A 14195-nucleotide genomic window follows, 5' to 3' on the forward strand; every position below is an offset into this window, starting at 1 on the left:
CGAGGCGGCGGGCCGCCCGGCGCGACGAGCGGCGCTCCGCGGCGGCGGCGCGGGCAGTGGTGACGGCGGCGGTGGTGATCATCGCAGCTCCTGACGGTTGCCGCGCAGCTGCACGACGTAGGCGATCACGGCAGTGACGACGCCCATCACGATCGCGACGGTGGCGGCGTAGTTGACTTGCTGCCCGAAGAAGCTGAGGTTGTACGCGTACATGTTGGGCGTGAAGTACGTCGTGATGATGCTCTGGGCGAGCGGACGCAGGATGTTGGGCTCATTGAACAGCTGGAAGCTGCCGATGATGGAGAAGATCGTGGCGATGACGATGGCTCCGCGCAGGGCGGGCAGCTTGATGCTCCACATGATCCGGAACTGGCCCGCGCCGTCGAGGGCGGCCGCCTCGTAGATGTCACCCGGGATCGAGCGCAGCGCCGAGTAGAAGATGAGCATGTTGTAGCCCACGAACTCCCACGTGACGATGTTCCCGATGGCCACGAGGATCCACTGCTGCGTGAACGGGGTGACGAGGTCGAAGCCCAGGAAGTCGTTGATGTTGCCCGCGAGGCCCATGCGCTCGGAGTACATGAACCCCCACATGAGCACCGCGACGACACCGGGAACCGCATAGGGCAGGAACAGGCCGATGCGGAAGAGGGAGGATCCGGCCAGGCGCCGCGAGTCGATCGCGAGGGCCGCCACGAGGGCGAGGGCGAGCATGATCGGCACCTGCACGGCGAGGAAGAGCGAGACGCGCAGGGCCCCCTCGAGGAACTTCGGGTCGGTGAAGGCCTGGAGGTAGTTGTCGATGCCGACGAAGGAGTTGCCGCCCACCAGCTTGTTGCGAAACAGGCTGAGGTAGATCGAGTAGGCGACCGGAGCGAGGAAGGTCAAGGCGAACACGACGAGGAAGGGGGCGACGAAGCCGAGCCCCGCCCACTGCCGGGTGGTCGTGCGCATGCCACGCCGGCGCCGCGATGTGTCGCGGGGCGCTGCGGGGGCAGCGGGCGGCGGTGCCGCGGGAGCGATGGTCGACATCCTCGTCTGCGTCCTCTTCGTCGTGGTCGGGCGATGCGGGGTGCGGGCTGCGGTGCCGCACGGTTCGCGATGTTTACGTCAACATCGACTGCGGCGAGAGTAGCATGTTGACGTCAACATCTGTCAACCCCCGACCTGCCCGAAGGCATAGAGTGACCTTGATGACCCTCGCGAACGATCACCCGAGGTCCGTCTCGCTGCGCGAGGTGGCGCAGCGCGCCGGCGTGTCGGGGCAGACGGTGTCGCGGGTCGCCAACAACGTGCCCAACGTCGCCGAGGCCACTCGACAGAAGGTCCTCGCGGCCATGGACGAGCTCGGCTACCGGCCGAACGTGGCGGCGCGCGCGCTTCGCCGGGGCGCCTTCGGGTCGATCGGCGTCGTGGTGTTCAGCCTCGGGATGCTCGGCAACATCCGCACGCTCGCGGGCCTCGGCGCCGAGGCCGCCCGTCGCGACTACGCGCTGGAGCTGATCCAGGTCGAGCCGACGATCGGCGACCTCACCGCGGAGGTCCCGGTGACCACCGCGCTGTCTCGGCTCAGCCAAGACGCGGTGGACGGGATCATCGTAGTGATCGAGTCGCACCTGATCTCCCGCACGTCGTTGCGGTTCCCCGAAGGCATCCCGCACGTGATCGTCGCCTCCGGCGCCCGCGCCGATCGCCCGTCCGTCAACGCCGATCAGGCGCAGGGCACCGAGCAGGCCGTGCGGCACCTGCTCGAGCTCGGACACCCCACGGTGTGGCATGTGGCCGGGCCCGCCGAGTCCAACTCCGCCCGCGAGCGCGCCGAGACGTGGCGCGAGGTCCTGCGCGCGGAGGGACGCACGGTCCACGAGCCGATCTACGGCGACTGGACCGCCGATGCCGGATACCGTGCCGGGATGGAGCTGGCCGAGGTCGCAGAGGCGACCGCGATCTTCGTCGCGAACGACCAGATGGCCCTCGGCGCCATGCGCGCGCTGCACGAGCGCGGCCTCCGCGTACCGGAAGACGTCAGCATCGTCGGGTTCGACGACATGCACGAGGCCGCCCACTTCTGGCCCCCGCTGACGACCGTGCATCAGAACTTCGAGGACGCGGGCTCCCTCGCGGTGTCACTCGTCGTCGAACAGATCGAGGGACGGACGCTCGAACCGGGCGTGCGCAAGATCGGAACGCACCTGGTCGTGCGTTCCTCCACCGCCCCCTATCGAGGCCCGCACGCCGCTCCGGCTGCGCACCGCCCCTTGCTTTCCCAACCGGCCGCGACCCCGGCGGCCACGAACGTCCAGGAGGACTCATGAGCTGGCTCGTCACCGGTGGCGCCGGATACATCGGAGCGCACGTCGTGCGAGCCCTGGCCGAAGCCGGGCTCGACCCTGTCGTCATCGACGACCTCTCCAGCGGACGGGAAGGCTTCGTTCCCGCTGGCGTGCCGTTCGTGCGTGGTTCGATCCTCGACCACGGCCTCCTCGTCGAGACGATGCGCACCCACGGCGTCGAGGGCGTCATCCACGTCGCGGGCTTCAAGTACGCGGGCGTCTCGGTGCAGCGCCCCCTGCACACGTATGAGCAGAACGTCGAGGGCACTCGCGTCGTCCTCGCCGCGATGGCCGAGCACGGAGCGTCCCGGATCGTCTTCTCCTCCAGCGCCGCCGTGTACGGCACCCCCGATGTCGAGCTCGTCACGGAAGACCTGCCCAAGGCCCCCGCCTCGCCCTACGGCGAGTCCAAGCTCATCGGTGAATGGCTCTTGCGCGATCAGGCCCGCGCGACGGCGGATTCCGATGCGCCGCTGCGTCACACATCGCTCCGGTACTTCAACGTCGTCGGCTCGAGCGACCCCTCGGTCTACGACACGAGCCCGCACAACCTGTTCCCGCTCGTCTTCGAGGCGCTGCTCGAGGGACGGACCCCCAAGATCTTCGGCGACGACTACGGAACCCCCGACGGCACGAACGTGCGCGACTACGTGCATGTGGGCGACATCGCCGCTGCCCACGTCGTCGCCGCGCAGCGCCTGGAGGCCGGGGAGCCGGTGGAACCGGCCTACAACCTGGGCTCGCAGAACGGCCTGTCGGTGCGGCAGATCATGGATGCGATGGCGCGCGTGACCGGTATCGACTTCACCCCCGAGATCGCCCCGCGGCGGCCCGGCGATCCCGACCGCATCGTCGCGACGGGCGAGCTCGCCGCGCGCGACCTGCAGTGGCAGAACCGGCACTCCGTCGACGAGATGGTCCGCTCCGGCTGGGACGCCCGCCGCGCCGCCTCCTGACCCGCCCCACCCCGTCTTCCACCCGTCCCGTCGAGAGCACATGCTCTCACCGAGCGCACATCCGACTCGCGCCCGTGAGGTATGCGCTCGACGTGAGCATGTGCTCTCGGCAGAGGGCGGGGACCGGGACGGGTGGACGGGTCAGGCGGAGGCGCGACGGATGAGGCGGGTGGGCAGCACCACGTGCTGCGGGTCGGCACCATCGATCGAGGCGACCAGGGCGTCCACGGCGGCCTCGCCGAGCGCGTCGAAGTCCTGCCGGACGGTGGTGAGCGGAGGAAGGAACTCCGCCGCGTCAGCCACGTCGTCGAAGCCGATCACGTGCACGTCAGACCCCACCGAGCGCCCGGCCTCCGACAGGGCGCGGATCAGCCCGAGCGCCATCTGGTCGTTCGCCGCGAAGACCGCCGTCACGGCGGGATCGGACGCCCAGGCCGTGCCCGCGGCGTACCCGGACGCGGCGCTCCAGTCGCCACGGACCGTCTCCGGGGGCACGACGCCCGCCGCGGCGAGCGCCTCCTCCCATCCGCGCTGACGCTCGGCTGCAGCGAACGAGGTCGCCGGGCCCGCCAGGTGGTGCACGCGGGCGTGGCCGCGGGACAGGAGATGCGAGGTCGCGGCGAGGGCTCCGCCGGCGTGGTCGGACTGGACGGTCGCGAACGGAGCGGGAAGCGGGGAGTCGACCGCGACGATCTTCATTCCGCGGGGTGCCTCCGATCCCCGTGCGATCGCGGTGGCTTCGTTGACGACGATGGCACCGTCGACGCCCTGCTCCTGCAGCTGCGCGAACGCGTCGTCGATCGCGGCGCGGTCGGAGAGCTTGACGACCGTCAGCCCGTACCCCCGCGCGGACGCAGAGCCCGCCACACCCTCCAGCATGCGGGAGTTGCCGACCGTCGCGAGGGTCGCCACGACGACGCCGATCGTATGGAAGCGCCCGGTGCGCAGCGCCCGCGCGGTGCGGTTGACCTGATAGCCGAGACTCGCCATCGCCTCCTCGACGCGGCGGCGCGTGTCGGGATCGACGCGAGCGCTGGCGTTGACGACGCGCGAGACGGTCTGGGCGGAGACCCTGGCCGTGGCGGCGACGTCGCCCATCGATACCCGCCTGTGCATCCGCGCGCTCCCCGTGGTCCCGGAATCTCGTCGCCCGCACCTGCAGAACTCCGGCGATTCGTGTTGTGTTGACGATAACACGCGATCTCGCTACCGTGTTATCGTGAACATGCCGGAGTTGCGCAGAGACATCCCGCCCGCCGAGCCCCTCGGAGCCGGCGTGGTGAAGCGCCCGACGCGCCTGGCCGACGGCCGCGAGCTCATCTACTACGACGACCCCGGTACCTCGCTCGGCCCCGAGCGCGCCGTCGACTCCCGCGAGCTCGATCCCCGACCGGCGACGGCGACGATGCGCCAGGACATCCTCACGGGCGATTGGGTGTCGGTGGCCGCGGCCCGCCAGAACCGCGCCTTCCTCCCCCCGGCGGAGCTCGACCCCCTCGCCCCGCAGACCCCGACCAACCCGTCGGAGATCCCCGCGATGTACGACGTCGCGGTGTTCGAGAACAAGTCGCCCTCCTTCGGCCCCGCCCTCGCCGAGGCGACGGGCGATGCCCCCGAGGCCGCCGACCCGCCTCGCGGCCTCGACGACCTCGCCTTCCTCGGTCTCGGTCGGACGCGGACGAGCGTCGGTCGCTGCGAAGTGGTGTGCTTCTCGCCCGAACACGCCGGTTCCTTCGGCAGCCTCTCGATCACGCGCGCCCGCACCGTCATCGAGGCGTGGGCCGATCGCACGGCTGCCCTGTCGGCGCTGCCGGGCGTGCAGCAGGTCTTCCCGTTCGAGAACCGCGGCGAGGCGATCGGGGTGACGCTGCACCACCCGCACGGTCAGATCTACTCCTACCCCTACATCACGCCGCGGACGACCCGCTTGCTCGACTCGATCGACCGGACGAGCCCCGACCTGTTCGACCGCATCCTCGCCTTCGAGCAGGCCGGCCCCCGCGTGCTGCTGCGCGGGGAGCACTGGACCGCGTTCGTCCCGTTCGCCGCGCGCTGGCCGATCGAGATCCACCTGATGCCGCACCGGCAGGTCGCCGACTTCGCGGCACTGGATGCGGCCGAACGCGACGAACTCGCCCCGCTGTACCTCCGGCTGCTGCGCGGGGTGGATGCCCTGTACGAGTCGCCGACGCCGTACATCGCCGCGTGGCACCAGGCTCCCGTCCACGTCGGACGAGACACCGTGCGCCTGCACCTCCAGCTCACGAGCCCCCGCCGAGCCGCCGACAAGCTCAAGTTCCTCGCCGGCTCGGAGTCGGCGATGGGCGCCTGGATCGGCGACGTCCCGCCCGAGACGGCCGCCGAGCGTCTCCGCACCGCTATCGAAGGAATCGACCTGTGACCGCCGCCGACACCGCCCTCTCCCTCCTCGAGACCCTGACCGACGCACCTGCGGCGGGAACCTGGTCGGCCCCCGGACGGGTCAACCTGATCGGCGAGCACACCGACTACAACGACGGGTTCGTCTTCCCCTTCGCGATCGAGCACCGCACGCACCTCGCGCTCGCCCCCCGCGCCGACCGCCGGATCCGCGTCGTGTCGAGCTTCGACCCCACGCCCGTCGAGGTCGAGCTGTCGGCGCTGTCGGAGTTGTTCCCCGCTCGCCGCGAAGAGGTCGTCGAGTGGGCCCGGTATCCCCTCGGCGTCGCGTGGGCGCTCCTGGAGAGCGCGCGGCAGACCGGCCCCGACGTCATGGGGGTCGACCTCGCGATCGCCTCCGACGTTCCGGTGGGGGCCGGGTTGTCGTCGTCCGCCGCGATCGAGGGCGCGACCGCCGTCGCCCTCGACGAGGTCTGGGGGCTCGGGCTCGACCGCGTGGCCCTCGCCCAGGTGGGCCGGCGCGCCGAGAACGAAGCGGTGGGAGCACCCACCGGGATCATGGACCAGATGGCGTCGATGCTCGGCGAGCCGGATGCGGGGATCTTCCTCGACTGCCGCTCGCTGGACACCGAGGTCGTGCACCTGGGCTTCTCCGACGCGGGTCTGGAACTGCTCGTCATGGACACCGGTGTCACCCACGCGCACTCGACCGGCGGCTACGGCGAGCGCCGAGCGGCGTGCGAACGCGGTGCGGAGATCATGGGCGTGCGTGCGCTGCGTGACCTGGCCGTCACCGATCTCCCGCGCGCCAAGACGTTGATGGACGAGGTCACCTTCCGCCGTGTGCGTCACGTCGTCACCGAGAACCAGCGCGTCCTCGACGCCGTGGCGTCCCTGCGCTCGCAGGGTCCGCGTTCGATCGGGGGCCTGCTCGATGCCTCTCACGTCTCGATGCGCGACGACTTCGAGATCTCGGTGCCGGAGTTGGATCTGGCCGTCGACACGGCCCGGAACGCCGGCGCGATCGGGGCGCGGATGACGGGCGGCGGCTTCGGCGGCGCCGCGATCGCCCTGGTGGACCGCGAGCTCGTCCCGCACGTCGCCGCCGTCGTCGAGCGGGCGTTCGCCGAGGCGGGATTCGCCGCGCCGCACGTGTTCACGGTTCGTCCCTCGGCCGGCGCCGCACGCGATGCCGCGCCCGCGACCGCCCCGTGAACAACGACTGACCGACGGGTGTCAACCTCTGGCGCCTGCCGCGCCGGGGTCGTAGCGTCGTGACCGGGCGTGGCGACCGTCGCGCCCGGAAGGAGCCATCGTGGCGTACATCACCGTCGGCACCGAGAACTCGGCCGACATCGAGCTCTTCTACACCGACCAGGGAACCGGGCAGCCGGTCGTCCTCATCCACGGATTCCCGCTGGACGGCGAATCGTGGGGCAAGCAGCAGGCGGCACTCCTGGATGCCGGCTACCGCGTCATCGCGTACGACCGGCGCGGCTTCGGCGCCTCCACGAAGGCGGGATCGGGTTACGACTACGACACCTTCGCGGCCGACCTCCACGCTCTGATCGAAGACCTCGACCTCGACGACGCGATCCTCGTCGGCTTCTCCATGGGCACGGGAGAGATCGCACGCTACCTGTCGCGGTACGGCGCATCGCGGATCGCCAAGGTCGCCTTCCTCGGCTCCCTCGAGCCGTTCCTGCTCATCACCGACGACAACCCCGACGGCGCCGGCCCGCAGGAGTTCTTCGACGGCATCGCGGCATCGGTGCGCGAGGACCGGCACGCCTTCCTCACCGGGTTCTTCCGCGACTTCTACAACCTCGACGAGAACCTCGGGTCACGCATCTCGCAGGAGGCGCTGGACGCCTCCGTGGCCACCGCCCGACGCGCCGGCAACACCGCGATCGCGGCTGCTCCGCTGACCTGGCCCACCGATTTCCGCGCAGACCTCGCCGCGATCACGGTGCCGGCGCTGATCCTCCACGGCACGGCGGACAACATCCTCCCCATCGACAAGACGGGGCGGAAGTTCACCGAGCTCGTCCCGGAGGCCACGTACGTCGAGATCGAGGGGGCGCCCCACGGACTGCTGTGGACCCACGGGGCCGAGGTCAACGAGGCGCTGCTGGCGTTCCTGAACGGGTGACGGCGGCGCGGAAACGGTCCCGGCCGGGCCGGGCGCGGCGCGGGGGCGCGGCACTCGCGGTGGTCGGAGTGGTGGTCGCTGCGGCCGCCGTGCTCTGGGCGGAGGCGTACTCGTGGCGGGCTTCCCGACAGGACTACCCGGAGCGTCCGGAGTCGGGCCCACCCGACGGCGAAGACGTCGTGCTCGTGCTCGGCTTCCCTCCCCGTCGCGACGGCACTCCCGGGTTCGTGCAGCGGTGGCGTACCCGGGTCGCCCTCCGCTCCGCACCGCGGGGCGCGCTGTTCGTGTTCACCGGGGCGGCCGTACAGACCGACGTTCCCGAGGCCGACGTGATGGCCGACCTCGCGCGTGGTCACGGGATCCCCGACGACCGGATCGTGCGCGAGCGCACCGCCACGACGACGCGCGAGAACCTGGCGCGTTCATTGCCGTGGCTGGAGACGGCCCGCACGATCCGGATCGCGAGCAACACGTTCCACGCTCGCCGCGCGCGACGTCACCTGCGGGAGCGCCAGCCCACGCTCTTCCTCCGGCTGCGGCCGACGCGGGATTTCCGTCCGTTCGAGGTCGGTCCGCTCCGCGTCCTCTTCACCGCGTACGACGCCATCGGCGCCGCCGTCGCCGGGCGACGGGACCGGGACGGGATGCCGGGTGCGAGCGCCGCGGAGGCGCCTCGCTAACATGAGGGGCATGCTGCCCGACCCGACGGAGCACGCCGCATGAGCTCCACCCAGATCCCCCTCGATCCCGCCACCGTCGAGGCGCTGTGCCGCGACCTCGATCTCGCGGAGGTCGGCGCAGCGTTCGAGGGCGGGACCTTCGCCGTCGTCCACGCCGCGACGGCACGCGACGGCCGCGCCGCCGTGCTGAAGGTCGGCCCTCCAGACGACGTGCCCCTCCTCACCTACGAGAGCGACCTCATCGCCGCCGAGTTCGACTTCTACGCCCGGACGGAGAACGTGCTTCCGGTGCCGGAAGCACTCGCTCAGACCGTCGCCGGCGGACGGCCGGCCTTCGCGATGACGCTCGTCCCCGGCGAGTCGCTCGTCTCGATCGAGCTCCCCGACGCGGAGCGCGCGCAGGTGCGCAGGCAGCTGGGGCGGCTCGTGGGAAGCATGCGGGCGGTGACGGGGACGAGGTTCGGCTATCAGCGATCGCACGACCTCCTCAGCGCCGACACGTGGCGTGGGGCGTTCGAACTCATGTGGCGCGCACTCCTGACCGACGCCGCCACCTGGAACGTGGACCTCCCTGCCGCCGAGATCCTCGGCCTGTGCGAGCGCGCTGCTCCCCTGCTCGATGCCGTCCAGACGCCCGTGCTCGTGCACTTCGACCTGTGGGACGGCAACGTGCTGATCACGCGCGGCCCCTCCGGGGCGACGATCGAAGGGCTCATCGACGGTGAGCGCGCGTTCTGGGGCGACCCGCTGGCAGAGCTCGTCTCGACGAGCCTGTTCGCCGATCCGGCCGCCGATCTCCCCTTCCTGGAAGGCTACGCGGAGACCGCCGCCGAGCCGCTGTCGTTCACTCCCGAGATGCGGGCGCGCCTCGCGCTCTATCAGGCCTACCTGTCCGCGATCATGCTCGTGGAGGCGGTGCCACGCGGCCGCAGCGACGACCGTGAGGGCGAGGCGTTCCTGCGGACCGCGCTGCTCGCGCAACTCGCGACGGCCGACGCCGCCCTCGGCGACCGAGGGCTCTGACCGCGCCGACGAGGCGCCCTCAGACGAGCACGGCGTGCGGCATCCGGCGCCGCATCACGGCGATGGCTTCCGGATTGCTGTCCACGAGGACACTCTCACGCCCGAGTGCCGAGGCGACCGCTCCGGTCGTGCCGCTTCCGGCGAACAGGTCGAGCACGCGATCGCCCGGGCGGCTCGAGGCCTGGACGATCCGGCGCAGGATCCCCTCGGGCTTCTGGGTCGGATAGCCGGTCTTCTCCCGTCCGCTCGTCGGGACGATGGTGTGCCACCAGACGTCGGTCGGGAGCTTTCCGCGCGCCGCCTTCTCGGGGGTGACCAGCCCCGGGGCCATGTACGGCTCACGGTCGACGGCCTCGGAGTCGAACCAGTACGCGGCGGGATCCTTCACGTAGACGAGGATCGTGTCGTGTTTCGTCGGCCAGCGCCGACGGCTCTTGGCGCCGTAGTCGTAGGCCCAGATCAGCTCGTTGAGGAAGCACTCCCGCCCGAACAGCTCGTCGAGCAGCACCTTGACGTAGTGCGCCTCCCGGTAGTCCAGGTGCACGTAGAGCGTGCCGTCGGCGGCGAGGAGGCGGTGGGCCTCCCGCAACCGCGGCGCGAGGAAGTCCCGATAGTCGTCGAATCGGTCGGAGTACGCGCGCCGCTCCCCGAACGTGCGCGCGTAGCTCGTGCCGCGGAACCCCGCTTTGACCGGGCCGCTGGCCGCCGCCTGCGCGGTGACGGCATCGCGGACGGCACTCTCGACGGCCTTGCCCTGGGTGCGTCCGGTGTTGAACGGCGGGTCCAGATAGATCAGGGTGAAGGAGGCGTCGGGAAGGTGAGCGGCGATCTCGAGGTTGTCGCCGTGCCGGATCTCGACGGCTCCCGGTGTGGCCCCACTCACGGAACGCGGTGCAGCCACGCCTCGGTGGCGAACTTCGACTCCACGAGCGCCTCCGCTTCGGCGTACTCGTCGGCCGTGATCGTCCCCGGCTCGGCGCCGTAGAGGGTCGCGAAGGTCTCGATGAAGCGGTCGATGATGGCCTCCCGCGGGAGCCCGGTCTGTCGCCGCAGGGGATCGACACGCTTGGCCGCCGAGACGGTGCCCTTGTCGCTCAGCTTCTCCCGGCCGATGCGGAGGACGTCGGTGAGCACGTCACCGTCCATGTCGTACGAAAGGGTGGCGTGATGGAGCACCCCGCCGTTGGCGAGGCGCTTCTGAGCGGCGCCGCCGATCTTTCCCTGAGGCGAGGCGATGTCGTTGAGCGGCTGGTAGACGGCGTCGATGCCGAGCGATCGCAGCGCGTGGAGCACCCAGTCGTCGAGGAACGCGTAGGAGTCGGCGAAGGTCATCCCCGCCACGAGGGAGGCCGGGACGTACAGCGAGTACGTGACGATGGAACCTGCCCCCATGAGCATCGCCCCGCCGCCGGAGATCCGACGCACGACGTCGAAGCCGTGCCGGGCCGCACCCTCGGGATCGACCTCGTTGCGATACGACTGGAACGAACCGATCACGACGGCCGACTCGTCCCATTCCCAGATGCGGAGCGTGGGCGAGCGGCGCCCGTCGCCGACGCGCGCGGTGAGCACCTCGTCGAGGGCGAGGTTCATCCGCGGCGACACCGCAGGGTCGTGGACGATCTGCCAGTCGAAGTCGCTCCATCCGGGCGCAGTCACCAGGGCGCGCCGGACCGCGGTGCCGACCGCCTCGGGGGTGAAGCCGAGCAGCTGGGCGCCTTCGGGGAGGGCCGCACGGACGGCGGCCGCGATGGTGGCGACATCGGACTCCACCGGCAGCCCGGTGACGGCGCGATCGATGTCGAGCAGTGCGTCGTCGGGTTCCAGGAAGAAGTCTCCGGCGAGGTGGAAATCGGCGATGCGGCCGTCTTGCACCTCGAGGTCGACGACCACGAGCTTTCCCCCGGGAACCTTGTACTCACCGTGCACGCCTCCAGCCTACGGCCCGGGGCCCGCCGCGCCTCGACCCTGCGCGTGCCCTGCTTGTGCCCGGCTTGTGCCCGGCTTGTGCACAACGGCGGACCGCCGCACCAACACGCCGCGCCACCCTTCCCGGGCCACGGCGTGTCGGCCGCCGCACCCGCCGTTGTGCCAGCCGCCCAGCCGCGCGGACTGGGCGGGTCAGTCGCGGGAGGGGAAGCGCGCGTCGAGCCAGGCGAGGAGGTCGGCACGGACGTCGGCCTGCATCGTCTCGTTGAAGATCTCGTGCCGGGCGCCCGGATAGACGAGAGTCGTCACATCGGTGAGGGCCGAACGGGTGCGGTAGGCGTCGGCGAGGCGATGGACGCTGCGCGGACCGCCCACGGTGTCCTGCTGGCCGACCATCAACAGCACCGGGACGTCGCGCCCCAGGTCCTTGCGCGGACGGCCGAACAGACGCGCGGCCTCGATCGGGCCGAACAGCCGCAGCAGCGGAGTGGATGTCGTGAGCGGGTCGGAGAGGAAGGCGGTTCCGACGGCAGGATCGCTCGCGAGCCATTCGGTGCCGTTCGCCGTGGCACCCCGCCACGGTTTGTTGAGGTCGCCGGAGTTGAGGGATCCGGGCCACCGGAGCGCCGACCCCGACAGCACCACCGCGTCGTAGGCGTCCGGAGCGCGATCGAGCAGCATCTGCGCGAGGAACGAGCCCCACGAGTGCCCGATGAGGACGAGCGGAAGGCCGGGGTTCTCCTCGTGGATCATCCCGGTCAGCTGGGCACAGGCGGCCACAGCCGCACGCAGACCTCCCGGGCCGAGTCGCCCGAGGCGCGTCGCGTCGCCCCCGTGCTGAGCCATGCCGGTGCGTCCGTGACCCCGGTGGTCGTCGGCGTAGACGGTGAACCCGGCGGCGGCGAGCGCGTCGGTGAGTGCGGCGTACCGACCGGCGTGCTCACCCACGCCGTGGAGCAGCTGAACGACACCGCGTGGCGTCGTGGCCGCCGGGGTCACGTCGAAAGAGATGTCGATGCCGTATGCGTCGGTGAAGGTGCGCTCGGTTGTCGCCATGTCGCGAGTCTAGGGCCGCCCCCATCGCTCACCACGAGCACAGCACCCCTCGCCTTTTCGCATTTCGCTAGATAAGCTAGCGATTCATGAGGGATCGGACATCGCGGCGATGGTTCGGGCTGGTCTTCATCAGCCTCGCCGTCGCGCTCATCATCGTCGATTCGACCATCGTCAACGTCGCCATCCCGGCCGTCGTCGACGACCTCGGGATCACCTCCACCGAGGTGCAATGGGTCCAGGAGGCCTACACGCTCGTCTTCGCCTCCCTGCTGCTGCTGTTCGGAAGTCTCGGCGACCGCTTCGGCCGCCGCCGGATGCTGCTCACCGGCGTGGGCCTGTTCGCGTTCGCCTCGGTGCTGGCCGCGCTCGCCCCCTCGGGCGGACTGCTCATCGGCGCCCGCCTCGTGCAGGGCGTCGGCGGGGCGATGATGCTCCCGACCACCCTCTCCCTCCTCAACGCCACCTTCCGCGGACGAGAACGCGGCATCGCGTTCGCCGTCTGGGGATCCACGATCGGCGGCATGGCCGCGGTCGGGCCGCTCCTCGGCGGCTGGCTGACGACAGCGTTCTCCTGGCGATGGGCGTTCGGCATCAACGTGCCGCTCGGCGTCATCATCGTGGTGGGCGTTCTCTGGGCAGTGGCGGAATCGAAGGAACCCGGATACGGCCGGGTCGACGTCGTCGCCTCCGCGCTGTCGGTCATCCTCTTCGGCACTCTCGTCTTCGGACTCATCGAGGGACGCACCTACGGCTGGTGGCTCACGCAGAAGGAGCCGCAGTTCGGGTCGTGGACCTGGACGTGGACGCTCTCGCCCGTGCCGATCGCGTTCGCGATCTCGGCGATCGCGCTGGCCGCCTTCCTCGCCTGGACCCTCGCACGGCGTCGACGCGGACGCTCCACCCTGCTCGATCTGTCCCTCTTCCGGATCGCCACCTTCCGCACCGGGAACCTGGCCGCGCTCGTGGTCGCCCTCGGCGAGTTCGGGCTCATCCTCGCTCTGCCGCTGTGGCTGCAGTTCGTGCTCGGCTTCGACGCACTCCAGACGGGATTCGTGCTCCTCGCGCTGGCGGGAGGTTCCTTCGTGGCGAGCGGGATCGCAGGAGCCCTCAGCGGCAAGGTCTCTCCCGTCGCGGTGGTGCGAGCGGGTCTCCTCGCCGAGATCGTGGGCATCGTCGCCGTGGCCGTCGTGATCGGTCCGGACACCGCGTGGGGCCTCCTGCTTCCGGGGCTCTTCGTCTACGGCGTCGGCGTGGGGCTGGCGACGGCCCAGCTGACCGGCGTGATCCTCCAGGACGTGCCGGTCGCGCAATCCGGCCAGGGATCGGGCACCCAGTCGACCGCCCGGCAGGTGGGCTCGGCACTGGGCATCGCCATCCTCGGCACGGTGCTGTTCACCACGACGGCGGGCACGCTCGGTGCCACCCTCGACGAGCAGGGCATGCCCGCTGCCCAGCGCGACAGCATCGTGAGCGCCGTCGTCGACAGCGCCGGGGCGGCGATCTCGGGACTGGAGCAGAACCCGGCGACGGCCGAGGCGGCCACCGCGGCACGTGAGGCCTTCTCGGAGGGAACCCGCTGGACGGCCTTCACCGCGGCCGGATTCGTCGCGGTGGGCCTCGCGGCGACCGCGGGGCTGGGGAGACGCCGCCGCGACGCGACGGACGCGCCGACCGCGCCGACAGCGAC

At 70.9% G+C, this 14195-nt stretch carries 13 protein-coding genes; 8 read left to right on the plus strand and 5 right to left on the minus strand.

The annotated features are described in order from the left end of the window. Positions 1–78: 78 nt before the first annotated feature. Positions 79–1032: a carbohydrate ABC transporter permease gene (locus tag QM591_RS10485; RefSeq protein ID WP_415132303.1), complete on the minus strand. Its 954-nt coding sequence runs from the start codon at positions 1030–1032 to the stop codon at positions 79–81. 161 nt (positions 1033–1193) lie between these two features. Here QM591_RS10485 and QM591_RS10490 point away from each other — a divergent pair, with 161 nt between their 5' ends. Continuing rightward, positions 1194–2315: a LacI family DNA-binding transcriptional regulator gene (locus tag QM591_RS10490; RefSeq protein WP_415132305.1), complete on the plus strand. Its 1122-nt coding sequence runs from the start codon at positions 1194–1196 to the stop codon at positions 2313–2315. Beyond that, positions 2312–3289: a UDP-glucose 4-epimerase GalE gene (gene galE / locus QM591_RS10495; RefSeq protein ID WP_415132306.1), complete on the plus strand. Its 978-nt coding sequence runs from the start codon at positions 2312–2314 to the stop codon at positions 3287–3289. The genes QM591_RS10490 and galE overlap by 4 nt, the downstream gene beginning before the upstream one ends. Positions 3290–3430: 141 nt before the next feature. On the opposite strand, the gene QM591_RS10500 is transcribed toward galE, so the two are convergent. Continuing rightward, entirely contained in the window at positions 3431–4387 is a 957-nt protein-coding gene (locus QM591_RS10500) for a LacI family DNA-binding transcriptional regulator (protein WP_415132307.1), read from the minus strand. A gap of 127 nt (positions 4388–4514) precedes the next feature. On the opposite strand from QM591_RS10500, the gene galT reads away from it, so the two are divergent. The 5 genes from galT (at position 4515) to QM591_RS10525 (ending at position 9523) form a co-directional block, all read left to right on the plus strand. Then, positions 4515–5690: a galactose-1-phosphate uridylyltransferase gene (galT, locus tag QM591_RS10505; protein ID WP_415132325.1), complete on the plus strand. Its 1176-nt coding sequence runs from the start codon at positions 4515–4517 to the stop codon at positions 5688–5690. Next, positions 5687–6883, plus strand: coding sequence for a galactokinase (gene galK / locus QM591_RS10510; protein WP_415132309.1), 1197 nt, complete (start codon positions 5687–5689; stop codon positions 6881–6883). The genes galT and galK overlap by 4 nt, the downstream gene beginning before the upstream one ends. Before the next feature lie 100 nt (positions 6884–6983). After that, on the plus strand, positions 6984–7820 hold the full coding sequence (locus tag QM591_RS10515) for an alpha/beta fold hydrolase (RefSeq protein WP_415132311.1): 837 nt from the start codon (positions 6984–6986) through the stop codon (positions 7818–7820). A gap of 68 nt (positions 7821–7888) precedes the next feature. Continuing rightward, entirely contained in the window at positions 7889–8500 is a 612-nt protein-coding gene (locus QM591_RS10520) for a YdcF family protein (protein WP_415132313.1), read from the plus strand. A gap of 39 nt (positions 8501–8539) precedes the next feature. Continuing rightward, a complete protein-coding gene (locus tag QM591_RS10525) occupies positions 8540–9523 on the plus strand; it encodes a phosphotransferase family protein (RefSeq protein WP_415132315.1) in 984 nt (327 codons plus the stop codon). A gap of 19 nt (positions 9524–9542) precedes the next feature. Here QM591_RS10525 and QM591_RS10530 read toward each other — a convergent pair whose 3' ends face one another. From QM591_RS10530 to QM591_RS10540, 3 genes are all read right to left on the minus strand, one after another. Next, positions 9543–10406, minus strand: coding sequence for a DNA-methyltransferase (locus QM591_RS10530; protein WP_415132317.1), 864 nt, complete (start codon positions 10404–10406; stop codon positions 9543–9545). Further along, positions 10403–11452: a biotin/lipoate A/B protein ligase family protein gene (locus QM591_RS10535; protein ID WP_415132319.1), complete on the minus strand. Its 1050-nt coding sequence runs from the start codon at positions 11450–11452 to the stop codon at positions 10403–10405. Before QM591_RS10535 ends, QM591_RS10530 begins: the two co-directional genes overlap by 4 nt. Positions 11453–11644: 192 nt before the next feature. Then, the gene (locus tag QM591_RS10540; protein ID WP_415132321.1) at positions 11645–12508 is read right to left on the minus strand and encodes an alpha/beta hydrolase; all 864 of its coding nucleotides are present in this window, start codon (positions 12506–12508) and stop codon (positions 11645–11647) included. Between the two features lie 86 nt (positions 12509–12594). Between QM591_RS10540 and QM591_RS10545 the strand changes: the two genes are divergently transcribed. Next, positions 12595–14195: DHA2 family efflux MFS transporter permease subunit (locus tag QM591_RS10545; RefSeq protein ID WP_415132323.1), on the plus strand; the 1601-nt coding region annotated here is incomplete at its 3' end.

The sequence above is a fragment of the Microbacterium sp. genome (genome assembly GCF_047607225.1).
Classification (GTDB): domain Bacteria; phylum Actinomycetota; class Actinomycetes; order Actinomycetales; family Microbacteriaceae; genus Microbacterium.